The sequence below is a fragment of the Christiangramia sabulilitoris genome, assembly GCF_007050985.1.
GTDB lineage: Bacteria > Bacteroidota > Bacteroidia > Flavobacteriales > Flavobacteriaceae > Christiangramia > Christiangramia sabulilitoris.
The window spans coordinates 1,371,719-1,397,030 of the sequence record NZ_VHSF01000001.1 but is presented as its reverse complement, the minus strand read 5'-3'; the positions used below and the strand labels follow the sequence as shown (position 1 = coordinate 1,397,030).

Genomic DNA, 25,312 nt, shown 5'->3' with positions numbered 1-25,312 from the left:
ATTATCGGGATTTATTTTGAATTTCGCCATTCACAATGACGATATGCCGGTTGCACTTCTCTCTCCAAATTTCGTCCTGGCTGGTCACAATAATAGACCAGGGGTTGTCTTCAGCAAAAAGATTATCAACGATCCTGCTTTGTTCTTTTCTGTCTATTTGGTCTAACGGTTCATTGAGGATTAAAAGTCCGGGCTTTCTAACCAGACTCCGTGCCAGTACGATCTTTTTCGCGATAGTGTAAGGGAGTTGCATGCCCTCGGGGAAGATCATCGTTTCCAGGCCATCGGGCTGTTGCCTTACGAACTCGGTTAAGCCGGTTTTCTCCAGAGCTGCGTAAATTTCTTTCTGTCCAATAGATTTATCCCCGAAGGTGATATTTTCAATCAGGGTTCCTTCGAACGGAGATTCTTCAGTTAATGACTGTCCAAGTAAAGAATGGTAAAAATTGAGATCGATGTTCTGCAAAGAAATTCCATTCACATATACTTTACCTGAGGTTGGTTCAATTAGCCCGGCAATTATCTTCAAAAGGGTAGATTTCCCGGAACCATTAGGTCCCTCGAGAAGGATCTTGTCACCCGGATGGATAGTAAGGTTTATATCCTTAAGGACTACTTTTTTGCTAAATCCGGTAAAACTAACATTCTTAAGCTCCACATTGAATTCTGTACTATCAGCAAATGTTTTATCTCCACCCTGTGTTTCCAGTTCTTTGTCTACTACTTCCCCGAGTTTCTCCAGGGAGGTCAAAAGATCATAAAGATTTTCCAGGCCAATGATCATCTTTTCTACTGAACTAATGATAAGAAGAATGATGATCTCTGCGGCCACAAATTGTCCAATATTCATTTGCTGGTTCAGCACAAGCAGTCCACCAATGATCAAAAGACCCGCAGTTACCAGCACTTTAAAAACGATCATTTGGATAAATTGTAGGCGTAAGATCTGAAAGTGACTTTCACGTGCATCCAGATATTTGGTCACCAGCTTGTCATTTTTAGTAATAGCATGATTAGTCCTGCCCGAGGTTTTGAAACTCACCAGGGTTCTCGCTACTTCCTGGATCCAGTGGGCTATACGATATTTCATTTTAGATTCGTCCATACTGGTATTCAATCCTGTACGTGCCGTAAATTTAAAAACAAGGAAGATTAGTAATACCAAAAGCAATCCATATAGTATAAAGAAAGGGTGATAAAGCGAAAGAAGAATTAATCCAAATATGATCTGCAGTACTGCTGCCGGGAAATCCAGTACCAATTTGGAGATACCTTTTTGAATGGTGAGTACATCAAAAAATCTATTTGCCAGTTCCGGTGGATAAAAGTCTTTTAACTGCGACATTTTTATCTTGGGAAACCTATACGCAAATTCAAAGGAGGCCCTGGTAAAGATCTTTTGCTGAACATTCTCCAGAATTCTTATCTGCATGAGTTGAAGCACCCCTACGAAAGCTACCCCCAGGGTAACTACAGTTACCAGTACGATCCACGAGGTAGTTATTCGGGCACCCTGGATAAGGTTTACGATCGCCTGAATTCCAAGAGGAACAGACAGGTTTACCAATCCAGCGAAGATGGCGTAATAAAGGATTTGCAGAAAATCCTTTTTTTCGAGTTTTATAAGACCAATAAAGCGTTGCCAGACAGAAAGTTTAGGATTACTCATCAATTTTAAAATTTAAAGTTCTAACCACCAGGTCACTGAAATAGTCCTGAACACTTACTTTATTATTGCAATCTGTTATAGATTTGAAATGATCTTTCAGAAAATGCTGGTGCAGCGCTCCATCTACGATCATGCTGGCCAGGCTAAAGGCAAAAGGATAATCTTGAGCCGATTCCGTGATCATATCTTTTATTCTGTTCACCAATCTTTTATAAACAGCGAAATAGCCATCCTTATTTTCCACATCTACTTCTTTGGTAAGGTAAGATTTGGAAGCTTCATTAATGATGATCCTGTTCAGCATGATTTCGTTTATATGACTGAAACTTTCATCTTTTTCCACAGTTTGCGTTACAATCTCAACCGCCTTCAGCAATTTTTCTTCTGGTTTGGAAATACTGTTAGTGGCGAAAACCAATTGGTATTCTTTCCAGCCCCAGTACCATGAGGTCAGGTAAACCAGTAGCTTATGCTTATTCTCAAAATACCGGTATATCGAACTTTCATTGGAATTAATGCTGGCCCCCAGCTTTTTAAAAGTAAAGCTTTCAAAACCTATCTCATCGATTAACAAAATACTGTTTTCCACGATACGTTTACCCAGGGCGGTAGTTTCCGGATCTTTCAAAAAGATCTTTTCATTTACACCAATCCTTATATTCTGTAAAAGATGTTTCATACCTAAAATTATTGCTTTCAAAAATAACATCTTTTCTTTTAAACATAATAGTATTACTATTATTTTAACTTCTGTACAGTGTATTTCAGCAAGTTAAAAAGGACGGAATAGCCTGCAGAACCCAGAATACCGGGAACTTACGATTTTTTAACTTGTAGAACAACAATTACGTATGCTTAAACAGTTTTGGTCAATAGTGAGGAAAGTAAAAAAGGAAAAACAAATGTTTTTCCTTTTTAAAATTTGAATGTCAACAGATCTTAATAAGGCACTGGCGGTCCTGCCATTAATACTTCCGGGGTAGCATTACCCTGATCATTAAATGCTTTTGCGTGGTAGCTTCTGTCTGTTAGAAAAAAGACCAGCAAAGCAATAGCACCAATTAAAATCAGTTTGAATAGAAAACCGAAAATATTGAAATCAGTTTCCAAATGGTCACTTAAATCGATTTGGGGCAAAAAAAGTCTCATAGTCTGATTTATTAGTAAAACAATCATCAAATGACTGAAATTCAGCTATTATAAGTAGGGCAGTTCTGGCTACCTGCAAGTTAAAAAGAGAATGAGTTGGTTTTTTAGGAGTTCCAAATAGTTTATAAACAGGATATTAACAACCAGCATAGATTTTAACCTATTCTATTTTTGATTATGGCACAGTACCATATTTATTATTTACATCAGCGCTTATAAATGCTCAATCTTATTTTATCGGGAAACCCTTTATTTTACAGTATAAAAGAAGCACGCTAACCAGTTTCTTTAACTCAGATTTAGAAGATATCAAGCCTGCAGAAAATCAATTAGAGAAAACAATCACCTTTAGGCATTCTGTTCATTAAATAAAAAAAGTAATTTCTCTTTCAGTCTTTTTTAAACTAAAAATCTAAACATTTAGTCTTTTTATATTTTTACATCTAAAAGATTACTAGGAAAAATTCTTAAAACTCAAATGAAAATGACCGTGCACAGGATGATCGAAAATTATCCACCTGTTTATACCCATAAATATTAATTCTATGCGAGAAACTTTAATTCAATTTATCTCAGGAATCAGGGATTTTCTGGTGCAGAAATTCCAGGCTTACAACCAAAAGCTACCTTATGTGATTATCGTGATTGTATCGCTGATCGTGGTTGTAGGAAGCATAAACCTTTTTGTTGAACTAACCGATACCCTGAAAACTGATACCCTGGCGCGACTGGACGATGAAGTGACGCAATTTATTATTTCATTCAGGACTCCAGCTTTGACCGAGTACTTTATATTCATGACCAAAGCCGGAGACCTTTATGGCTATCTTATCGTAGTTGGAATTTACCTGCTGATCTCAAAACTGATCCTGAAAAAATGGAAATATGTGATCCAGACCAGCCTGGTCCTTATCCTGGCCACGGCATCCAACGTCATGCTGAAGCGTTTTATCAACCGTGCCCGCCCGGGCATAGAGCATATGGTTTCGGTTGAAACCCTGAGCTATCCCAGTGGTCACGCCATGAGTGCCATGGCTTTTTATGGCTTCCTTATCTATCTGTGTACTAAATTCAGGATCAACAAATTTTTGAAGATGGGTCTTATTGCTCTAATAGCTTTCATTATCCTAAGTATAGGAATTAGCAGGATCTACCTGGGGGTACATTTCCCTTCAGACATCGTTGGAGGGTATATCGCCGGTTTGATTTGGGTGGTTTTCTGTATTCTGGTGCTGAACCTGATAGAAATTTTCAGAAGGGATCCTGTCGCCTAAAAAAACAAAACCTGTGAAACTTGCTCACAGGTTTTGATTTGTAGCCTCACCAGGAATCGAACCTGGATCTAAAGTTTAGGAAACTTCTATTCTATCCATTGAACTATGAGGCCAATTAACTGCTACTCTTTACTATTTTCAACAATGCTCAAAATTCTTAAGTTTAGGATCCCGATGCTTCGGGACTATTCTATCCATTGAACTATGGGGCCGGTTAACTACTTTTCTTTACTATTTTCAACAATGCTCAAAATTCTTAAGTTTAGGATTCCGATGCTTCGGGACTATTCTATCCATTGAACTATGAGGCCTAAAAATCTAATTCGTTCTGATCTTTATTAGTCTATAATTTACACTTTCTAAAAATAAAAGGTCTCGATCTTTCAGAACTATCTTTTGTAATGAACAATACTAAAAAAGGCTGCACAAAAATAAATGCTTTATTTCAAAATTTAAAGGGCGAATTGCTGAAATCATTTCCCAAATTTGTTTAAATCGTAAATTGGAAATTTAAAGATCAAAATATGAGAAAGATAGTTGTGATAGTGATCATCCTAACCACAGGCCTTGGTCTGGGGTGCAAAACAGAATACATGGGTAATAATATTCAATACACCGGAACCATAAAAGCGGCAGGGATCACCAGTTACCAATACGGTACACACATCCTGGAAAGCGGTGATGATTTTTATGCGCTTAGAAGTGCCGAGGCAGATCTGACCAATTTTGAAGATCAGGAAGTAAAACTTTGGGCAGAGAAGATCGCAGGTTACCCGGTAGATGGTGGCCCGGAATATCTCGAGGTGAAAAAAGTTGAACTGGTAAAACTTGATTGACGGCTTCCAGAAAATTATCTTTACCCCAAAAATCTGCTTTGAAAAAACTACTATTTGTAAGTATTCTATGCTTATTACCTAATTTAAACGCTTATTCCCAGGTAAATGATGAACAAACAGGAGCCTGGTACATGTATTTCTGGGACACTTCTTTCAAGGATTCCAAATTCGGATTACAGGGTGATATTCAATACAGGAACTGGGATATCATTGGAGATCTGGAACAATTATTAATTAGAGGCGGGATAACCTACTCTCCTGTTTCCCAGGTTAAATTAACCCTGGGATATGGGCATATTACCACCGGTGCCTTTGGGGAAAGTAACTCTACCACTACCGAAAGCCGGATATATCAGGAGGCTTTGATCCCTCAGAAAATAAGTGAGCGCATCTATTTAAAGCACAGATTTCGGTATGAACAACGCTGGGTGGAAGACCAGGATTTCAGGACGCGCTATCGCTATAACCTTTTTATAAATATCCCCTTCAATCAGCCCGACCTCAACCGTAATGCCATTTATCTTGCTTTGTATAATGAGCTTTTCATTAATGGCCAGCGTGATATTGGTGGAGGAAGAAGAGTAGAGATCTTTGACCGGAACAGGTTCTATACTGCCCTGGGATATGCCCTAAGAGACAATTTAAAGATCCAGGGTGGTTATATGATTCAAAGCACGAACGCTTTAGATAAAGGACAGCTGCAATTAAGCCTGCACCATTCTTTCTAAAATTCTTACGCGGAAAGTTTATCTTTATTCAATCTTAAAATTTCTCATTATGGGCAGAGCGTTTCTTATTCTATTAATTTTCAGCATAACCTCCATTCACTCTCAAAATATCGGCGTAGAAAAAGATGCTTTTGCACATACCTACAGTATTGTAGCCAGGGATAGTGTTACCGGAGAAATGGCCGTCGGGGTTCAAAGTCACTGGTTTTCAGTTGGATCTATTGTTTCCTGGGGTAAGGCCGGGGTTGGAGTAGTTGCTACACAATCTTTTGTGAATCCTGCCTATGGTCCCGAGGGCCTGGAATTAATGGCTAATGGGATTCCTGCGGAAGAAGCTTTGACCAGGTTAATAGAAAAAGATGAAGGCCGGGCTTTCCGACAGGTTGCTTTTTTGGATGCTAAAGGAAATGTTTCGGGTTTCACCGGAAAGAATTGTGTGGAAGCTGCGGAAGATCTGCAAGGGAAAAACTTTTCTGTCCAGGCAAATATGATGCTAAATGATAAAGTGGTGCCGGCAATGGCCGAAGCTTTTGTTCGCTTTTCAGAATATCCCCTGGCAGAAAGGGTCATGGAAGCATTAAAAGCAGCCCAGGAAGCAGGAGGCGATATTCGGGGAAAACAATCTGCAGCCTTAATAGTAGTTGGGCCAGACCGAACCGATAATAGCTGGGAAGAAAAAAAGATAGACCTTAGGGTAGATGACCATACAGAGCCTATCAAAGAATTATCGCGGCTGTTAAAAGTCGCCCGTGCCTATGAACATATGAACCGGGGTGATCTTGCCGTGGAAGCGGGAGATATGAAAAAAGCTCTGGCCGAATATGGAGCAGCAGAGAAGATGTTTCCGGAGAACCTGGAAATGAAATTCTGGAAAGCTGTGGCCTTAGCCAACAGCGGAAGAATTGAAGAAGCAAAACCAATATTTACGAAGGTTTTTAAAGAAGACAGGAACTGGAAGGAGATGATCACCAGGTTGCCACCATCAGGAATTCTAACTATTTCTGAAGAGGAACTGCGGCAAATAATCGATTAATTTAAATACATTTATAAGTCTAAAGCTATAGTTATGAAAAGTTTACAAAGTATATCCCTTTTATTGATCCTGATGGTATCAGTTTGCCTGTTTTCCTGCAAGGATGAAGAAAAAACGACCACGAGTGAAGAACCGGTTGCCAGCGAAGCCTCCCCGGAAGACCTGAAACAAAATATGGCTAAAAACTCAGACCTTAAGTACAACCCGGCTCATGGAGAAGAAGGTCACCGCTGTGATCTGCCTGTTGGAGCTCCACTTGAAAATACTGCTGCCCAGAGCACTCAACCCATGAACAGTTCTCCGGTTCGTCTCCGGGAAGCAGCTCCAAAGATCAATCCGCCGCATGGTGAACCGGGACATGACTGCAGTATTGCAGTTGGTGCAGAACTTAAATAATCATTTTTTTTCCGGCTCGAAATGAAATAGAAATTATCTGGCCTTGATTGCGACATAAAATGTATGAAAGCTACCAATACTAATTTCTTTTCAGATCTGCAGGTTCAGGATATTGCAATTAGCAGCCTGATAAGTCAAAGGGAGATGTTTACCGAAATTCCTGGTGACTGGCATATCCTGGTAGCAGATATTCGCAATTCGACCCAGGCCGTACAAAATGGTAAACATCATCAGGTAAATCTGGTGGCTACAGGCTGTGTAGTGGCGGTTCTAAATCTGGCAGATGCCAACGATATAAATGTCCCCTTCTTTTTTGGAGGTGACGGCGCTACCTTTCTTATTCCTGAAGTTATCCGGGAAAAATCGCTTGCCGCTCTGAAAAAACACCATAAGAACGCCGAAAAGAATTTCGGCTTCAACCTGTCTATAGGCAGCGTAAGCGTATCAGATATCTATAGCGAAAATGTAGATCTCAAGATCGCAAGGGTGAAAGCCAACCACGTCCTGAATATACCTGTAGTTCTCGGGTACGGTCTCCAGTATGCTGAAGACAGGATCAAACATAATGGAATCGTTCAGGATATTGTTGTGGACGAAACTCCCCTGAATCTTGATGGGATGGAATGCAAATGGGATAAAATAAAACCACCTGATAGTGACCAGGAGGTACTTAGTTTAATTGTTACCGGTTGTGGTGAAACAGATTATTCAAGCAGATATTCTAAGGTAATGATGGCCATAGACGAGATTTATGGCTCTGCAGATCATAGAAAACCCATTAGTGTGCAAAGACTTAAGATCAAAGCGGGTTTACAAAGGATCAAGGATGAAATGAAGACAAAACTCGGGAGATGGGATCTGGGAACCTTTATTAAAAGTTTTATGATTGCCAATTTTGGAGAATTATATCTAAGGAATACCAGTGCCGGCAAAAGCTACCTTCAGAAATTAGTAGAACTTTCAGATAATCTTACCCTGGACGGCCGGATAAATACCGTGATCACAGGAAACAGCAAACAGCGTAAGAGGTTGATTAGGTATCTCGATATGCTGGAACAGAAAGGCTTGATAAAATATGGATATCACGTTAGCGGGGAGAGTATCATGTCCTGTTATGTGAAGGACATGAGCACAGACCAGCATATACATTTTGTAGATGGCGGCAATGGTGGTTATACAAAGGCAGCTAACCACCTGAAAGCAAAATTTCATAATTAGCTGCCTGTGTTAAATCTTAATCTTCAAGCATTCCTGCCCGCTCGGCATCTCTTGGCTCTGGCCAGGACATTTTTTCGCCGGTCCTTCTGCTCACAGGTAAATTAATCTTCTCCCTCGAAGTTTTATCGGGATCTTCACTTGCCATATAAGCAAGTACAGCCGTTAGGATTACATTATTTCTCACATCGTCGAAAACGATCTTATCATAGGTGTCTCTATTTGTATGCCAGGTATAATTCCAGTAATCCCAGCTAAGAGAACTAAGATTGAAGGCGGGAGCACCTGCAGCAACAAACGCGGCATAATCTGATCCTCCTCTTCCCGGAGAGCCCGGAAAATTGGTTTCTATATGCCTGCTTACCTCCTGCGGGACTTCATATAACCAGCTCCCTAAATAGTCATAGGCATTCAGGAATCCATTACCAGAGATATTTACAACTCTACCGGTTCCGTTATCCTGATTGAAAAGTGCCTGAACATTGTCAACTATTTCCGGATGATCTTTCACAAAAGCACGGGAACCATTTAATCCCTGTTCTTCACTTCCCCAATGGCCTACCAGGATGGTTCGTTTTGGGTTAGGATAAAGTTTTTTCAGAATTCGCATGGTTTCCATCATTACGATAGTACCTGTACCATTATCTGTCGCCCCTGTAGCTCCATCCCAGCTATCAAAGTGGGCAGAAAGAATCACATATTCTTCAGGTTTTTCTGTTCCTTTTATCTCTGCGATAGTATTAAAGGTTGGCATTTCTCCAAGTTCTGTAGATTCTGCAAGCACCCTTATCTCCGGTTTATCACCATTTTCTGCCAGCCTGTACAACAAACCATAATCCTCAAGGGAAACATCTATTGTGGGAACTTCTTTTGTATACGCAGAAAAAACCTTATTCACTCCAAATCCTCTGGACCAACAGGAAGAAATAATTCCCTCAGCACCGGCATCTTCGAGAGCTCTTGCTAATTCCTTTCTGGATAAACCTGTATTTCTTAATCTTTGATCCCAAAGTTTATCCAATGAGTCACGCTCTGTTTTCATTTTTTCAAATGATTCTTTGGTTGCCCATTCTTCCCAGTTATAATCTGGTCTTCCTGAAGGCTGAGGCATCGATATCATCACAAATTTACCCTTGACAGAATTTAATTTATTTACAAAATCCAGGGAATCTTTAGCTGCAGGTAAAATAATAACCTCTGCAGATACCGGTTTTTTCCCGGTGGAAGGGCTCCAGGCTAGTTGTCTGGCCTCCAGGCTTTGAATTCTTGGCGAGATAAGGTCTACGTGAGTGATTCCACGTTCCCAGCCTTTCCATTTTCCCCATTCTTCATTCCTGGCAGCTATATCCCAACTGTTATATTTTTTCACCGCCCAGTTATGGGCATTTTTCATTTGAGGCGTTCCCACCAAACGAGGTCCTACCACATCCAGCAGCTCATGCGCCAGATTTTCTAATTGAGAATTTTTATTAGTTTCTGCCACAATCTTTTCCACCATTTCCTGGTGATCTTGTGCAGAGACCTGGAAAATCGTAAATAAGAGCAGTACCAATACTGCATTCAATTTATTGGTCATAAAAAAAAGGTTTAGTTGATTTAGTTTTTTGCATTCCTGCTAATATAGGTTACTATTCGTTTTAGACCTTTATAAGCTGTTATAGTTTAAATTACGATCCAATTTTATTTATCTTGGCGATCTTTTAATACCAGAGCCTTCAAATTATGTTAAGATATTTATCTGTTTTCGTACTTTTTTTATCCTGCTCCCTTCACAGTTTTAGTCAGTCCTCTGAACTTAGCGTAGAAAAGATCATGCAGGATACCCGGTGGATGGGAACTTTCCCCAGTAATGTTAAATGGGGTATACACAGTGAAAATATTTATTTTGATTACAATCCTGAAGATCACCCTGCAGATTCCCTGCATCGCATCAACCTGAAAAATCCTGATAAGATCCTTTTGGTTTCTGCAAAGGAAAAAAGAGACCTGATACCAAATCGGGGCGACTTTAACAGTTCACGATCAAAAATGATCTTCTCAGATGATGGTGATCTTTTTATTTATGATATGAGAACTCGTGAGAAGACAGTATTACTGGACCTTCCTTTTTATATCAGGGATGCGAAATTCATGAGAAATGAAAATATCATCTCTTTTGAAGCCGACAATAATGCTTTTTTATACGATCTGAAAAAAGGCAGTTTAAAACAACTTACACATATAAAAACTGGTTCAGGAAAGAAAGAAAAAGAAAAGGAAGTTTCCGCAAAACATGAATGGCTGGAAAATGAGAACCTGAAGCTTCTCGAAGTGGTAAACCAGAGAAAACAGGATAAGGAAAACGCCAAAGCTTATCTTGAATCTATAAAAGCGAAAGACGACTATGTTTTTCACCTTTCAGGAAAGGAAATAAGAAATTTAAATATTTCTCCAACCGGGGATTTTGTAGGTTTTAGTCTTATAGAGCGTGAACGTGGCCGGGCAACCATGGTTCCCAATTATGTGGATGAAAGCGGATATACAGAAAATCTATCGGCACGCAGTAAGGTTGGGGAAGTAGGATTTTCCGCCGAACTTGCTCTTTATGATCTTAAAAAAGATAGCGTTTTCATGATAGATCTGTCGGGACTTCCCGGGATAAAGGACCTGCCAGATTACGTTTCAGATTACCCGGATGTGGAACGGGAAGAAAAGGCAAGGGAGATCATTCCTTCGCAAATCCATTTTTCTGAAAACGGCGAACAGGCCGTGGTAAACTTAAGATCTAAAGACAACAAAGACAGATGGATTGCCCTGATTGACCTTAATACGGCAGAAATAAAAACTCTGGAAAGACAAAGGGATGAAGCCTGGCTTGCGGGCCCGGGAATTGGCAATACGTTCTATGGCAATGAAACTTTAGGCTGGCTGCCAGATAACAAACATATTTACTTTCAAAGTGAAGAGTCTGGCTTTTCTCATCTATATATCCTGAATATTGAAACAGGAGTTAAAACCGACCTTACGCCGGGAAAATATGAAGTTTTTGATCCGCAGCTTTCAAATGATAAGAAAAACTGGTATTTCACCTCATCCCAAATTCATCCGGGAGAAAGACATTTCTACAGGATGCCGGTTATGGGAGGAAAAATGACCCAACTAACTTCTATGGAAGGTAAAAATGAGGTAAAACTCTCCCCCGATGAGAAATACCTGGCGATCACGCATTCTTATATAAATAAACCCGAGGAACTCTACCTCAAGCCGAATAAGGCAGGTGCTAAAGCGAAGCAACTTACCAGCGGGCAATCTGAAGCCTTTTCGGCTTATAACTGGAAAGAACCGCAATTAGTAACTTTTAAAGCACGTGATGGAGCTCAGGTCCCGGCCCGTCTTTATAAGCCTGAAGAGAACGTAAAGAATGATGCTGCTATTGTTTTTGTTCATGGTGCCGGTTATCTCCAGAATGCCCATAAATGGTGGTCAAGTTATTTCAGAGAATACATGTTCCATAATCTTCTCACAGATCTTGGATACACCGTGATCGATATAGATTACCGTGGCAGTGCCGGCTATGGAAGAGACTGGAGAACTGGTATTTACAGGCATATGGGTGGAAAAGATCTTACAGACCAAGTGGATGGAGTAGAATACCTAATAGAAAATCATAATATCGACCCGGAGAAGGTGGGTATTTATGGCGGGAGTTATGGTGGTTTTATTACCCTTATGGCCATGTTCACCAACGCAGAGATATTTAAGGCCGGTGCTGCGCTTAGATCGGTGACAGATTGGGCACATTATAATCATGGCTATACCTCAAATATTTTGAACAGGCCCTGGGAAGACCCTATAGCTTATCGCCGTTCTTCCCCCATTTATTTTGCGGAAGGTCTGGAAGGAGATCTTTTGATCGCCCACGGAATGGTAGATACCAATGTGCAATTTCAGGATGTGGTCCGGCTGGCGCAGCGTTTAATTGAACTGGGCAAGGACGACTGGGAGTTAGCAGTTTACCCTGTAGAAGGTCATGGATTTGTAGAACCAAGCAGCTGGACCGATGAGTATAGCCGAATACTGGAACTTTTTAACGAAAGTTTGCTGGAAAAAAATTAGAGTAAAAGATCCTCATCTGCAGATCTTCACTGAATAAAACAGAGCTACCCATTGAGGTAGCTCTGTTTGTATGTTAGCTGTTTATTCCTTCCAGGTCATGTTGGTAAGCATAATGCTATACTGCTTTTTAACCGGATCAAATTTAATTTCATAAGAATTCGCATAATAACCGGGAATAGCATAACCTTCTAAAGAAGTTATTGGATAAGAACTTTCAAAATTCCCCGCCGTTAGATATTCCATGGTGATCATAGGTTCATAAAAGGTGAATTCAGAATTATATGATCCATAGATAAAAGTTTCATCGAATTCTTCTGAAGCTGCCTGTTCTTCGGTTATCCAGTGTCTTCCCATTTGGGGAACGGTAACCGGATCATATACATAGCCTTCCGGCCAGTATTGCGCCGGTGGCAGATCTGCCGCAGGGCCGTTATCAATAATAAACGGAATACTTAGTTTTTCTTCTTCAGTAATCCAGTAAAAATGGAAATCAAAGTGCTCTTTCATAAAACCCGGGCCGGCGTGACCATGGGGATGGTATCCAAAATCTATGTGGTCCACCACCATACCCCTGGCTTTGGGGTGGAGGTCCAGAGTGATGTTTACATCTTCTGTACCCGGATGTAACAGGGCTTTTTCAGAAAAAATTACCCCCATTGCAACGGGATTATCTTCACTATCCAAAGTAACCACACTACGTACCACTCCCTTGCCAAATGGCCTGGTAGTACCGTAATAGTGATTTACTTTTTCCCCGGATGCATTCGCAGTCTTAAGATCTAATTTTAAAAGATCAGCATCTGTACTCGCCCTTTCATCTGGCGCACAGGAAGTAAGATTAATTAATAAACAATAGCAAAAGATGATTTGGAGCGCTACGTGAAAATACTTTTTTCTCAACATGACGCTTAATTTTAGTGGAGTTTAAATTTATAACTTTTTTCGTATAAGACTGATTTTCAATAGTTAAAAATAGAAAATAAGAAAATAGAAAATTATTACCTTGGCCGGTAAAATTGATCCCGCACTTAAATTTTAATTATCCATGAAAACAGAGGTTAGGAATAAAACATTAGACCTGGATTTTACCCGAACACAATTCCCGGCACTTGGCAAAGGTTTTACTTTTATGGATAATGCGGGTGGATCCCAGGTTTTGGGCAAGGTTATAGATCGCATTAGTGAATATATGCTAAACTATAATGTTCAATTGGGCGCTTCAAATAAGATATCTGCAGAGGCAGGCGAAAAACTAAAGCAGGTTACCACAGGAATAGCCGCTCTTGTTAACGCTTCCCGGGATGAAGAGATCGTAATTGGTTCTTCCACCACTATGTTGCTAAGAATTTTAAGCCTAACCATTAGTCAACAATGGCAGGAGGGCGATGAGATCATAGTCACAGATACAGATCACGAGGCCAATGTTTCTCCATGGAAAGATCTGCAGGAAAAAGGTTTTAATATAAAAATCTGGCAGGTGAACCGGAAAAGCCTGGAACTTGAAATATCAGAACTGAAAAAATTAATGACCAATCGCACCAGATTGGTGGCGGTAACGCATACTTCTAACGTTCTGGGCACTATAAACCCAATAAAGAAAATTGCCTCGGCCGTACATGAAGCCGGAGCTCTTATCTGTGTAGATGGGGTGGCATTTGCACCGCATAGAAAAGTAGATGTGCGTGATCTGGACGCAGATTTCTATACTTTCAGCTGGTATAAGACGTATGGCCCGCACCTGGCAGTGATGTTTGGAAAATATAATGAGCTTAGCAAGCTTGATTCCCTCAATCACTATTTTATAGGAAAAGAGTCTGTTCCCTATAAATTACAGCCGGGAAATTTCAATTTTGAACTCACCTATGGCCTCCAGGGCATCATTGATTATTACGAAGAAATGTACAGGCATCATTTTAACGGGGATGACCTAAGCTTTTCGGGCAGATTATCCTCTGCCTATGAACTCATAGGGGCTCATGAAGAAAAGATCGCGGCACTACTCCTATCTTATCTCAAAGGAATTCCGGAAATTCAGATCATAGGGATTTCAAGTGCAGATGCCATACTTAGGGTACCTACCATCTCCTTTATTCACAGAGACTTTAAAAGTGATGAGATAGTAGAAAAGGTGGACCAGCACGGTATTGGAATAAGGTTCGGTGATTTTTATGCAAAAAAGCTGATACAGGCTCTGGATCTTGAAGACAAAAATGGTGTGGTTAGGGTAAGCCTGGTACATTACAACACCATAGAGGAGGTAGAAAATTTAATCACCGTATTCAGAGGGATATTTTAGTTCCTGCTAACGATAGTAATAACGGTTAAGGCGGTTAAGAGGTACTTTTATTCCGAAGAAAACAGCCATCCTCCTCACGTTATCATTTACAACTTCGAGGATTTCTGTCTGAGCTCCAAGTTCGAAAGTAATATGGTTTCGAATGCGGTAAGAGGTGGAAATTTTTACGGGTACCGTAATAACCCTGATATCTTCTTCTTTAACCCTTGCTCCATAATCTGGCGATTCCTGAATAAACGCCGCACCGAATCCGGCTCCAAAATACCAGTTGCTTATCTGCCTGAAAGGATCAAAATTGACATAAGGCATAAAGGTCAGGGAATTATAGTATTCGCCGCTCTCGAGGTCTGAAGAGGTTGTCCTCTGAAAATAAAGTTCTGTTCCCAGACCAAATTTAGGTTTGAAATAATAAATATAATAAACACCTGCTGCGTAGCTTGGCTCAAACCCGGATATACTTTTATCATCTCCAACCCCGCCTGGAAAAACACCCTGCGATGCATACAAAGAAGTATGTTCATAATTTACCATAGGACCTATCTCATAATCGCGATAACGCTGCGAATGAGACTTTACGGCAAAAAAGATTAGCAGTAAAAAAACAGACTTTTTAAGCATAGGATATGATCCTTTTCAGTTTGAATGAAGAATAGCTTGAAATTAAAGAAAAAGCCTGAAACCATCAAATAAACATCAATGGTTCAGGCCTTTATATTTATTACAGTTTTTTTAAATTCTTCAATTCGGTTTTATCAGCTTCCATGATGCTAATCGCGTATCCACCACCCGGTACAGATTTTTGTGATAAAGAAGATTTATTATTCACTCTGTATTTTTTGATCTCATAGGCTTGCGGATTGGTCTTATAGTGGGCATCTGCAGCATCTGAATATATGGTTGCTATATATTCTTTCCCTTTTTCAAGAAAATCGAATTTGATCTTCGAAATTCTGGCCTCATTACCGTTCACATTCCCCAGGAACCAATTTCCGCTACCTTTTTCTTTCCTGGCTACGGTAATATAATCACCTGGTTCTGCCTCCAGATAAATACTTTCATCCCAGTCTAAGGCGACATCTTTAATAAACTGGAAAGCATCTGGAAAACGCATATAATGTTCCGGAAGATCTGCCGCCATCTGCAAAGGACTGTACATTGTAACATAAAGGGCCAGCTGATTTGCAATGGTGCTGTTCACATGAGAATTATTATCTGGATTTAATTTACTTATATCCATTTCGAAAATTCCGGGGGTATAATCCATAGGACCTCCAATCAATCTCGTAAAGGGAAGGATGGTCACATGATTTGGTTTGGAACCTCCAAATGCCTGAAACTCTGTTCCCCTGGCAGATTCATTCCCAATGAGGTTAGGATACGTTCTTCTTAATCCTGTAGGCCGAACAGCTTCATGCGCATTCACCATCACCTTATAATCTGCTGCCTTTTTCACCGCATATAGAAAATGATTTATCGCCCACTGTCCATAATGATATTCTCCCCGGGGAATAATATCTCCAACATATCCACTTTTAACCGCCGGATAATCATATTTATTCATGAACTGATATGCTGTATCCATATGACGCTCGTAATTTCTGATCGCTCCAGAAGTCTCGTGATGCATGATCATTTTAACTCCTTTACTTTGCGCATATTCATGAATAGCTTCCACATCAAAATCTGGATATGGAGTAACAAAATCAAAAACATAATCTTTAGAATTTCCAAACCAGTCTTCCCAGCCTTCATTCCAACCTTCAACCAGAACTCCGTCAAAACCATGCTCGGCCGCGAAATCTATATATTCTTTTACATGCCCGGTATTAGCTGCATGCTTACCGTTAGGTTTGGTTTTAGAATAATCTGTTTCTCCAAGTTTTACCGAGGGAAGCTCATCTGTATAATTCCAACTACTTTTTCCCGTGATCATCTCCCACCACACACCAATATATTTCATTGGTTTTATCCAGGAAGTATCATCGAGTTTATTCGGCTCATTAAGGTTTAGGTTCATATTAGATGAAAGTATGTCCCTGGCATCATCACTAACCATGATCGTCCTCCATGGAGACACCGCGGGAGCCTGAATATAAGCCTTATTACCAATAGCATCTGGCGTTAACCAGGATTCAAAGATCATTTTTTCATCGTCGAGGTTAAGGTTCATTAACGAATATTCTTTTAATGCGGCTTCATGGAGATTTATATAGATATTCTCATCTGTTTTCATCATAAGCGAGGTCTGCACGCCTGTTTTGGAAAACTGCTCCTGAGAAGCATTATCTGTAAGTGCCACGTCAAATTTGTCTCTTATTTCAGAAAGCCTGGACTCGGTATAATCATATTCCTGGGAATCATAATCTCCGGGAATCCAGAATGCAGTATGATCTCCGGTCATGGCAAATTGAGTTCGCTCTTCTTCGATGACAAAATAGACGAGACTCTTTTGCTCTGGAAACTCATACCTGAACCCCAACCCGTCATTAAATAGCCTGAATTTCACAACCAGGTTTCTATCTGTGGCCGGTTGAAAGAGATGAACCTCAAGTTCATTATAGTGATTCCTGATCTGCCTGGTTTCTCCCCAAACCGGTGTCCAGGTTTTATCGAAGGTTGTTCTTTCGGTCTTCTGAATTTTAAAATCTGCTAAAAGATCTTTTTCATCTTTTAGGTCGAGTCCCAGTTTACTGGTCGTGATGACCTTATTACCTTTATAGCTAAGATCATAAACCGGGGTTCCATCTTCCAGCAGGGAAAAGTTCATTTCCAGTTGACCGTCAGGGGAATTTAAAGTCTGGGCAAAAATCGTGTTATTCATTCCTATGATACACAGGAAGAAAATAAGTAAGCTTTTTTTCATGATTGAGTTAAATATTACCGGATTAGCGTCCGGGAGCGCAATTTATCAAATATGAACCAATTTTTAGCCGATCGCCTGCTTTAGGTCTTCCAGGAGATCTTCTATATCTTCTACTCCCACACTTAACCTGATCAACGAGTCAACGACGCCAGTCTTTTGTCTTTCTTCTCTGGGAATAGAGGCATGAGTCATACTTGCAGGATGACCCGCAAGGGATTCAACACCACCAAGTGATTCAGCAAGAGTGAAGATCTTAAGTTTTTCAACAATTTTAGTGGCACTGTTAAGAGAACCTTCTTTAGTTGTAAATGAAAGCATTCCTCCAAAACCGCTCATTTGCCTTTTAGCTATGTCGTGATTAGGATGATCATCAAAACCGGGCCAGTAAACCTGGTCTATTCCGGGATGAGACCTAAGGAATTTTGCCACAGCTTCCCCATTCTCACAATGTCGCTGCATTCTAAGATGAAGCGTCTTAATTCCGCGCAGCACCAGAAAACAATCCTGAGGACCGGGTATGGCTCCGCTTGCCTTTTGGATAAAATACAGCTTTTGGTAAAGCACTTTATCTCGTACCACTAATCCTCCCAGAACCACGTCACTGTGTCCACCCAGGTATTTTGTAGCACTATGCATAACTATATCTGCACCCAGGTCCAGAGGTCTTTGCAAATATGGCGAGGCAAAGGTATTGTCTGCTGCCACCAGGACTCCATGCTTTTTAGCGATCCTGGTAACAGCCTCGATATCTGTAATATTCATCATAGGATTAGAAGGAGTTTCCAGCCAGATTAGTTTTGTATTTGGCGTGATATAATTTTCTATATCCCCAGCCTCCTGCATTCCTACAAAATGAAATTTGATCCCCATCTTTTCAAAAATCCGGGTAAACAACCGGTACGACCCTCCATACAAATCATTGGTAGAAATGATCTCATCACCGGGTTCGAATAACTTCAAGACAGCATCGATGGCGGCCAGACCAGATCCAAAAGCGAGTCCATAATTCCCATTTTCAAGATTTGCCAGAGATTTTTCCAGGGCGGTCCGGGTGGGATTTCCGCTTCGGGAATATTCATATCCCTTATGACCTCCAGGGGTACTCTGGGCATATGTGCTGGTTTGATATATTGGAGGCATCACAGATCCATAGGCAGGGTCTGTTTGCTCCTGTCCTCCATGTATGGTTTTTGTATTGAATCTCATATTGTTGATTTTATCCTGGTTAATCCTGCAATTTACAACCGGATTGTCCAGTTTTAATTTTAATCATCCCGTAAGATAATCATCTATAAATTTGAAAAACAAATGTAGCGGGCACGTTGGGCAATCACAAAATTGCCTTTACCTTTATCTCGGTATTTAACAGCTATATATTGTGAAAAGAATTTTGACCATATTTTTGATGGTATTAATGGGTACTTCCTGTGCCGATGAGAAAAACGGAAATGAAAGTGCAAAACCTGAGAGCCTTTCTTTTACTTCTAAAACCATTGAAAAGAAGTTAGATGATTGTGATCCTGAAAAGGGAGACTGCACTTTTATAAGCCTTAGTTTCCCGGTCGCTGAAAATGGTAATGGAGCTGCGGAAAAAATAAATACTAAGATCGAAGATTTTATAGTAAGAACTTTGGACTTCCAGGATGATAGAAATACCGATGATGCTGAAAAACTAGCAGCAAATTTTATCGAGGATTACAAAGAAGCTGCAGAGGAGTTTCCAGACCATGAGTTGGCCTGGGAAGCTACCATACATGGAAAAGTACATTACCGGTCTTCTGCAATAATTTCCATACAATTCAATACAGATATGTTTACCGGTGGTGCTCATGGGTACCGAAGTACAAATTTTGTGAATTTCGATCCCGAAACTGGTGAGATCCTCAACAATACAAAACTTTTTTCAACAGAATTTGAAGATTTTGTGGAAAAGGACTTTCGGGAAAAACAGGGAATTCCGTTAGATGAAAATATAAACAGCACGGGATTACTCTTCGAAAATGACGAATTTCACCTACCAGAAAATATAGGTATAAATGAATCGCAAATTACCCTTTACTATAACGCATATGATATTGCGCCTTATTCTGACGGGCATTTCGTGATGACCTACCAGAAGTCTGAAGTTGCTCAGTTTTTAAAGATTAAAGAAGATCCATCATCACAGCAAAAATAAAATACCGGTTATGAAAAAAGTATATTATCTGTCTACCTGTGACACTTGTAAACGAATTTTAAATGAATTGAAACTCCCCGGTTCTTTCGAACTTCAGGATATTAAATCCGAAAAAATATCAGCGGAACAATTGACGCAGATGCATAAACTTTCTGGGAGTTATGAATCACTTTTCAGTAAAAGAGCCATGCTTTACAAAGAGAGAGAGCTTAAAAATAAGGAGCTTTCTGAAGATGATTACAGGAACCTCATCCTGGAACATTATACATTTTTAAAACGACCAGTGATCATTAATGAGGATAGGATATTTATTGGGAATTCAAAAAAGACCGTAGCACAGGCGAAAGATTCTATCAATGGATAAGAAAAGGATGCTGGCCATCATAGCGGCATTTACTGCCAGCGCGATTTACGGGGTTAACCACACAATTGCTAAAGGTCTTATGCCTTTATATATTGAACCTTTCGGTTTTATTTTGCTTAGGGTTACCGGCGCCGCTATTCTATTCTGGATCATCAGTATTTTTGCTCCAAAGGAAAAGATCGCCAATTCAGACTGGCCCAGAATTCTGGGATGTGCCGTATTTGGCATGGTGATCAATATGCTTTTCTTTTTTAAGGGCCTTAGTCTTTCCACACCTATTAACAGCTCGGTGATCATCACGCTTTCGCCGGTAATGGTACTTATCCTAGCAGCCATCCTCATAAAGGAAAAGATCACCCTGCTAAAAACTTTAGGTATCATTGTAGGAATGGCCGGGGCGATAGTCCTCGTACTTTTCAGTAAAGGAGAGAATTTTAATGCTCCTAATATCCCATTGGGAAATATTCTTTTTATAATAAATGCGTTCTCCTATGGTCTTTACCTTATTCTGGTCAAGCCACTTACTAAAAAATATCATTCAATTACCCTGATGAAATGGCTTTTCCTTATTGCTGTTTTTATTAATCTCCCGGTAACCCTGAACGAGTTTATGGAGGTGGACTGGGCGGTACTTCCAATTGATGCTATCTGGAAAATGGGATTTGTCGTGCTGGGTACAACATTTATGACCTACCTATTAAATATATATGCGCTAAAACAACTTTCTCCTTCTACAATAAGTGCATTTATATATTTACAGCCATTAATTGCCATAAGCTTTGCGATCTCGGTAGGTGCAGACAAGTTAACCCCGGTCAAAGGTATCGCTGCGGCACTGGTATTTATAGGAGTTTATATGGTAAGCATAAAGAAAACAAAAATAAAAGCCTAAGCTCATAATTTAATAGAACCCCGGCCCCACTGCACTTGATCCTGCTGCCAGTATTGCTATTACCACAAAAGCAGCCACTGCTGCAAGACCAATCGTGGCCAGAGTAGATGTAGTATAATTTTTTGCCTGGATTGCATCGATCTTCAAATTTTCCAGATTGAAACGATAGAAATTACCACTTTCACGGCCAATTATACCAAAATCCTGCAGCTTTTTAGAGGCACTTGAATTTTCACGGGCATAGCCATACACTGCATCACCACTAATTTCTATTCTTTTTAAAGTGATTTTTTCTCCCTGCGATTTCACTCTCACTTTCCGGCTGGTTTCAGCCGCCTGGTCCAGGCTAATATTTTGAGACCGGTAAATACTGCAACTTTGAAGAAGAATTAGAACAGCCAAAGCCTGCCCCAGCAACTTAAAGGTAAATTGAAAAATTTTCATATTCCTGAGATTAACGATTAAGCATAAGCGCAGGAAGAAAAGGGAAATTCAAAATATAAAGATACTGATTATCAGAAAGATAAAACCTTAAACAGTATCTTACATGCCAGACATAAAATAATCAACTATTTAAAAACCCGCAGAATTAGTGAGATTAGATCTTCTCCAATTCTTCAGGTGTAAGATTCTGGGGGCGTTTGCCAAACTTTCTGGTGTCTTCTTTAGATAAGATCCTGAAGTCTTTTGACTTCAAACTCCCGTCTAGTTTATTGAACAATTCCTGAGGCAAGGTGGTAAGTTTGCGTTCCTCAAGATCTATCCAGGATCCCATCATTTCGCAGGAAGCACAGTGATTTCCAGAATGATCATATATCTTATGAGTAAATTCGAAATACATTCCATTCTCAGACATACCGCTTAATTCCAGGGTAACAGTTACCGGTTCACCGGCAAAGATTTCTTTGAAATAATACACATGTTCGTAAAAAACAATAGGTCCAAGATTATAGTGGGATAATTGCTTCTGGCCAAAACCATTTTCAGTTAAAAAACTCATCCTGGTATGACTCATAAAATTTATAAAGGCTGAGTTTGCCAGGTGCCTGTTCGCATCCAGGTCACTCCATCTTATTTCGAATTTTTTATGGTACATGTTCTTCAATTTCTTCAAAACTACCAATAATTATTATGCGTGCATAAGCTATTTTACCTAAGTTTATATTAAAATTGGAAGATGCCGATTGTCAAGGGAAATTATAGTCCTCCGGGAATATTTAAGAATGGAGATGCTTCTACTATATATGCCGCAACATTAAGAAAGGTGGATCTGCCAGGATATAAAAGGGAACGCATAGAAACCAGCGACGGTGACTTTCTGGACCTGGACTGGATCCTGAAACAAAAAGATGATCCAAACAATTTGGTCATCCTGCTGCACGGTCTTGCTGGTAAAACCGACAGGCCTTATATGAAGGGAATGGTCAAAGCATTTAATGATAATAACTGGGATATTCTAGCTATGAATTTTCGGGGATGCAGTGAGGATCTAAACCGTCGTTTCCGCAGCTATCATGCCGGGGCCAGCGATGACCTTGCGCAGGTAATGACTCATGTTTTATCCCTGGACAGGTATGATAAAATAGCCCTCGTCGGGTTTAGTCTTGGGGGCAATATGCTCATGAAGTATCTGGGAGAAAACCGAAGCCGCCCGGAGCAGATTATTGGAGCAGTGGGTATTTCTGTCCCCTGCGATCTTGCCGGATCCCTGGGGGCTATCAATAAAATGCGGAATTTTGTCTATTCGAAGAGGTTTGAGCTAAACCTAAAACAACATCTCTATGACCGGGCAGAAAAATTTCCGGAGAGGATCAGCAAAAAAGACATTTCGGCCTGTAAGTCCCTGAGAGATATAGATGATTTGTATACTTCACGGGCCCATGGATTTAAAGATGCTTCAGAATATTACCGTGAAGCCAGTGCCAAAAATTTCCTGGATGGAATTAATGTACCAACTCTTATGATCAATGCCGGGAACGACAGCTTTCTTTCAGAGAAATGTTACCCATATAATGCCGCCAAAGATTCAGAATATCTTCATCTTGAGGTTCCAGCCTATGGTGGTCATGTTGGTTTCGTAACCAACAATGCCTATTATTACCACGAACAGCGGGCAGTAAACTTTATTGAATCGTTGCTGTAAACCATTAGTTTTAATTCTGCATCGATAGGTGATTCAATTGGAGATGCTATAGAATTGATTATCTTTGCGCAAGCTTTTAAAATTCAGGCATGATCCAATCTATGACAGGCTTCGGGAAAAGCGTTACACAAATTCCCAACAAAAAAATCACAGTAGAGTTAAAATCTCTGAATAGTAAAAATTTTGACCTGAATGCCCGCATTCCTTCTCAATACCGTGAAAAAGAATTAGATCTTCGGAATATCATTTCTAATTCCCTGGGGCGCGGGAAAGTTGACCTTTCCATTTATGTGGAATACACGGGAGAACAAACTTCTACCAATGTGAATGCTCCGGTGGTGAGGAACTATATGCAACAGCTTAGAGAGATCGTTAATGTTAGCGAAGTGGAATTATTGAAAATGGCCGTAAAAATGCCAGATTCTCTAAAGACCGAGCGTGATGAAATTGATGAGGAAGAATTTGAAGTGATCGAGACTGCTGTTAAGGAAGCTTTAACCGAGATCAACAAATTCAGGTCTGACGAAGGTAAAGCGCTGGAAAATGACCTTTCGCTAAGAATTGCCAACATCAGGCAACTCCTGGAAGATGTCATCAGGATAGATCCAGACCGGGTAGATGCAGTTCGGGAAAGGTTAAGAAAGGGAATTGAAGAGATCAAAGAACAGGCCGATGAAAATCGTTTTGAGCAGGAGATCGTTTATTATATTGAGAAATTTGATATTACCGAGGAAAAAGTAAGACTGGATAATCACCTGGATTATTTTCAAAAGACTTTAGACAGTGATGATTCCAACGGAAGAAAACTTGCCTTTATATCCCAGGAAATAGGACGGGAGATAAATACGATTGGGAGTAAATCCAATTATGCACCCATGCAGCAAATGGTGGTGCAAATGAAGGATGAACTGGAAAAGATTAAAGAACAAATTCTAAACGTACTCTAAATGAGCGAAGGAAAACTTATCGTATTTTCTGCTCCCTCGGGATCGGGTAAGACTACGATAGTACGTCACTTATTAAAGCACCAGGAATTGAAACTGGATTTTTCCATTTCTGCTACTTCCAGGGAACCACGAGGAAACGAGGTGGATGGCCAGGATTATTACTTCCTGTCTTTAAAAGATTTCAAGCAGAAGATCAAAAACGATGAATTCCTGGAATGGGAGGAAGTTTACCGTGACAATTTCTACGGCACCTTAAAAAGCGAAGTAGAACGTATCTGGAATAAAGGTAAGCATGTGATCTTTGACATCGATGTGGTTGGAGGCCTTGATATTAAGAACATTTATCCAGACAGAACGCTTGCTGTATTTGTAAAACCGCCCAGTATAGAAGAGCTTAAGATACGATTGAAAAAGAGGAAGACCGAGAGTGACGATAAGATCAATATGCGGGTAGCGAAGGCTTCTATTGAACTGGCTACGGCCCCGCAATTCGACTTTATAATAGAAAATAATCATTTAGGCACCGCTTTAAAAGAGGCTTATAGCCTGGTTTCTAATTATGTTGGTGCTGAAAAACCAGAAGAATGAACAGGAAGGTAGGTTTGTTTTTCGGAACTTTTAATCCTATTCATACCGGCCACCTGATTATCGCCAATCATATGGCTGAATTTTCAGACCTGGATGAAGTCTGGCTGGTGGTTACACCACATAATCCACACAAGAAAAAAAGCAGCCTGCTGGATAATAATCACCGGCTGGAGATGGTTTATAAGGCCTGCGAAAATTATCATAAACTAAAACCAAGTAATATAGAATTTGGTTTGTCCCAGCCTAATTATACTGTTAACACCCTGGCGCATCTCCAGGAAAAATTTCCTACGAACGATTTCTGTTTAATTATGGGTGAGGACAACCTGAAAAGCTTCCATAAATGGAAAAATCATGAAGTTATCCTTGAAAATCACGAGATATATGTCTATCCCAGGATATCTTCAGGAGAAGTTAAATCTGAATTAACTGATAATCCTAAAATCACGAAAATAAATGCTCCTATCGTGGAGATCTCATCTACATTTATTAGAAACGCGATAAAAGAGGGTAAAAATATCAGGCCCTTGCTGGACCGGGAAGTCTGGAAATTCATCGATCTGATGAATTTTTATAAAAAGTAAAAAGACTGTTTAAAAACCTATTTTGAATCTTCCTTTTAGCTGATTGATCCTACTTTTTTCATCG

General features: G+C 40.0%; 25 protein-coding genes and 1 tRNA gene. 15 read left to right on the top strand and 11 right to left on the bottom strand.

What is annotated here, in order from left to right; all coding sequences use genetic code 11:
• Window position 1 precedes the first annotated feature (1 nt).
• The 3 genes from FGM01_RS06420 to FGM01_RS06410 form a co-directional block, all read right to left on the bottom strand.
• The gene (locus FGM01_RS06420; RefSeq protein WP_143410288.1) at window positions 2-1,669 is read right to left on the bottom strand and encodes a peptidase domain-containing ABC transporter; all 1,668 of its coding nucleotides are present in this window, start codon (window positions 1,667-1,669) and stop codon (window positions 2-4) included.
• Entirely contained in the window at window positions 1,662-2,348 is a 687-nt protein-coding gene (locus tag FGM01_RS06415) for a TetR/AcrR family transcriptional regulator (protein ID WP_143410287.1), read from the bottom strand. Before FGM01_RS06415 ends, FGM01_RS06420 begins: the two co-directional genes overlap by 8 nt.
• Before the next feature lie 260 nt (window positions 2,349-2,608).
• Window positions 2,609-2,818: a hypothetical protein gene (locus FGM01_RS06410; protein ID WP_143410286.1), complete on the bottom strand. Its 210-nt coding sequence runs from the start codon at window positions 2,816-2,818 to the stop codon at window positions 2,609-2,611.
• Window positions 2,819-3,363: 545 nt separating this feature from the next.
• Here FGM01_RS06410 and FGM01_RS06405 point away from each other — a divergent pair.
• On the top strand, window positions 3,364-4,092 hold the full coding sequence (locus tag FGM01_RS06405) for a phosphatase PAP2 family protein (protein WP_143410285.1): 729 nt from the start codon (window positions 3,364-3,366) through the stop codon (window positions 4,090-4,092).
• Between the two features lie 41 nt (window positions 4,093-4,133).
• Here FGM01_RS06405 and FGM01_RS06400 read toward each other — a convergent pair.
• A tRNA-Arg gene (locus FGM01_RS06400) sits at window positions 4,134-4,205 on the bottom strand.
• A gap of 411 nt (window positions 4,206-4,616) precedes the next feature.
• Here FGM01_RS06400 and FGM01_RS06395 point away from each other — a divergent pair.
• From FGM01_RS06395 to FGM01_RS06375, 5 genes are all read left to right on the top strand, one after another.
• Window positions 4,617-4,928, top strand: coding sequence for a hypothetical protein (locus tag FGM01_RS06395; RefSeq protein WP_143410284.1), 312 nt, complete (start codon window positions 4,617-4,619; stop codon window positions 4,926-4,928).
• Window positions 4,929-4,966: 38 nt separating this feature from the next.
• Window positions 4,967-5,656 carry a DUF2490 domain-containing protein gene (locus FGM01_RS06390; protein WP_208012706.1) on the top strand — a complete coding sequence of 230 codons (690 nt, stop codon included), beginning with the start codon at window positions 4,967-4,969 and terminating at the stop codon, window positions 5,654-5,656.
• 49 nt (window positions 5,657-5,705) lie between these two features.
• Window positions 5,706-6,689: a DUF1028 domain-containing protein gene (locus FGM01_RS06385; protein WP_143410283.1), complete on the top strand. Its 984-nt coding sequence runs from the start codon at window positions 5,706-5,708 to the stop codon at window positions 6,687-6,689.
• A 33-nt stretch (window positions 6,690-6,722) separates the two neighbouring features.
• Complete coding sequence (locus FGM01_RS06380; protein WP_143410282.1) at window positions 6,723-7,085, top strand: hypothetical protein; 363 nt, start codon at window positions 6,723-6,725, stop codon at window positions 7,083-7,085.
• A gap of 63 nt (window positions 7,086-7,148) precedes the next feature.
• Window positions 7,149-8,303, top strand: coding sequence for a DUF3095 family protein (locus FGM01_RS06375; protein ID WP_143410281.1), 1,155 nt, complete (start codon window positions 7,149-7,151; stop codon window positions 8,301-8,303).
• Window positions 8,304-8,319: 16 nt separating this feature from the next.
• On the opposite strand, the gene FGM01_RS06370 is transcribed toward FGM01_RS06375, so the two are convergent.
• On the bottom strand, window positions 8,320-9,876 hold the full coding sequence (locus FGM01_RS06370; RefSeq protein WP_143410280.1) for a M20/M25/M40 family metallo-hydrolase: 1,557 nt from the start codon (window positions 9,874-9,876) through the stop codon (window positions 8,320-8,322).
• Window positions 9,877-10,022: 146 nt separating this feature from the next.
• Between FGM01_RS06370 and FGM01_RS06365 the strand changes: the two genes are divergently transcribed.
• Window positions 10,023-12,395, top strand: a complete 2,373-nt coding sequence (locus FGM01_RS06365; protein WP_143410279.1) for a S9 family peptidase — start codon at window positions 10,023-10,025, stop codon at window positions 12,393-12,395.
• Between the two features lie 81 nt (window positions 12,396-12,476).
• Here the strand turns inward: FGM01_RS06365 and FGM01_RS06360 are convergent, their stop codons facing one another.
• Window positions 12,477-13,298: a hypothetical protein gene (locus FGM01_RS06360; protein ID WP_143410278.1), complete on the bottom strand. Its 822-nt coding sequence runs from the start codon at window positions 13,296-13,298 to the stop codon at window positions 12,477-12,479.
• Between the two features lie 142 nt (window positions 13,299-13,440).
• Here FGM01_RS06360 and FGM01_RS06355 point away from each other — a divergent pair, with 142 nt between their 5' ends.
• On the top strand, window positions 13,441-14,691 hold the full coding sequence (locus FGM01_RS06355) for a cysteine desulfurase-like protein (protein WP_143410277.1): 1,251 nt from the start codon (window positions 13,441-13,443) through the stop codon (window positions 14,689-14,691).
• 6 nt (window positions 14,692-14,697) lie between these two features.
• On the opposite strand, the gene FGM01_RS06350 is transcribed toward FGM01_RS06355, so the two are convergent.
• From FGM01_RS06350 to FGM01_RS06340, 3 genes are all read right to left on the bottom strand, one after another.
• Window positions 14,698-15,309, bottom strand: coding sequence for an outer membrane beta-barrel protein (locus FGM01_RS06350; protein WP_143410276.1), 612 nt, complete (start codon window positions 15,307-15,309; stop codon window positions 14,698-14,700).
• Between the two features lie 100 nt (window positions 15,310-15,409).
• A complete protein-coding gene (locus FGM01_RS06345) occupies window positions 15,410-17,554 on the bottom strand; it encodes a glycoside hydrolase family 97 protein (protein WP_143410275.1) in 2,145 nt (714 codons plus the stop codon).
• A 63-nt stretch (window positions 17,555-17,617) separates the two neighbouring features.
• A complete protein-coding gene (locus tag FGM01_RS06340; protein ID WP_262710780.1) occupies window positions 17,618-18,784 on the bottom strand; it encodes a cystathionine gamma-synthase in 1,167 nt (388 codons plus the stop codon).
• Between the two features lie 148 nt (window positions 18,785-18,932).
• Between FGM01_RS06340 and FGM01_RS06335 the strand changes: the two genes are divergently transcribed.
• Genes FGM01_RS06335 through FGM01_RS06325 form a run of 3 tightly spaced genes read left to right on the top strand, consistent with a single transcriptional unit; the run spans window position 18,933 to window position 20,986 of the window.
• Window positions 18,933-19,730 carry a DUF3298 and DUF4163 domain-containing protein gene (locus tag FGM01_RS06335; protein ID WP_143410273.1) on the top strand — a complete coding sequence of 266 codons (798 nt, stop codon included), beginning with the start codon at window positions 18,933-18,935 and terminating at the stop codon, window positions 19,728-19,730.
• A gap of 10 nt (window positions 19,731-19,740) precedes the next feature.
• Window positions 19,741-20,094, top strand: a complete 354-nt coding sequence (locus FGM01_RS06330) for an arsenate reductase family protein (RefSeq protein ID WP_143410272.1) — start codon at window positions 19,741-19,743, stop codon at window positions 20,092-20,094.
• Complete coding sequence (locus FGM01_RS06325; protein WP_143410271.1) at window positions 20,087-20,986, top strand: DMT family transporter; 900 nt, start codon at window positions 20,087-20,089, stop codon at window positions 20,984-20,986. The genes FGM01_RS06330 and FGM01_RS06325 overlap by 8 nt, the downstream gene beginning before the upstream one ends.
• A gap of 9 nt (window positions 20,987-20,995) precedes the next feature.
• Here FGM01_RS06325 and FGM01_RS06320 read toward each other — a convergent pair whose 3' ends face one another.
• On the bottom strand, window positions 20,996-21,430 hold the full coding sequence (locus FGM01_RS06320; RefSeq protein WP_143410270.1) for a hypothetical protein: 435 nt from the start codon (window positions 21,428-21,430) through the stop codon (window positions 20,996-20,998).
• Between the two features lie 154 nt (window positions 21,431-21,584).
• Window positions 21,585-22,100 carry an acyl-CoA thioesterase gene (locus FGM01_RS06315; protein ID WP_262710778.1) on the bottom strand — a complete coding sequence of 172 codons (516 nt, stop codon included), beginning with the start codon at window positions 22,098-22,100 and terminating at the stop codon, window positions 21,585-21,587.
• 63 nt (window positions 22,101-22,163) lie between these two features.
• Here FGM01_RS06315 and FGM01_RS06310 point away from each other — a divergent pair, with 63 nt between their 5' ends.
• The 4 genes from FGM01_RS06310 (at window position 22,164) to nadD (ending at window position 25,248) form a co-directional block, all read left to right on the top strand.
• Complete coding sequence (locus tag FGM01_RS06310; protein ID WP_143410268.1) at window positions 22,164-23,129, top strand: YheT family hydrolase; 966 nt, start codon at window positions 22,164-22,166, stop codon at window positions 23,127-23,129.
• Window positions 23,130-23,218: 89 nt separating this feature from the next.
• Window positions 23,219-24,076: a YicC/YloC family endoribonuclease gene (locus FGM01_RS06305; protein ID WP_143410267.1), complete on the top strand. Its 858-nt coding sequence runs from the start codon at window positions 23,219-23,221 to the stop codon at window positions 24,074-24,076.
• Entirely contained in the window at window positions 24,077-24,664 is a 588-nt protein-coding gene (gmk, locus tag FGM01_RS06300) for a guanylate kinase (protein WP_143410266.1), read from the top strand. It abuts the gene before it with no gap.
• Window positions 24,661-25,248: a nicotinate (nicotinamide) nucleotide adenylyltransferase gene (gene nadD, locus FGM01_RS06295; protein ID WP_143410265.1), complete on the top strand. Its 588-nt coding sequence runs from the start codon at window positions 24,661-24,663 to the stop codon at window positions 25,246-25,248. Before gmk ends, nadD begins: the two co-directional genes overlap by 4 nt.
• The last annotated feature ends 64 nt before the right edge of the window (window positions 25,249-25,312 follow it).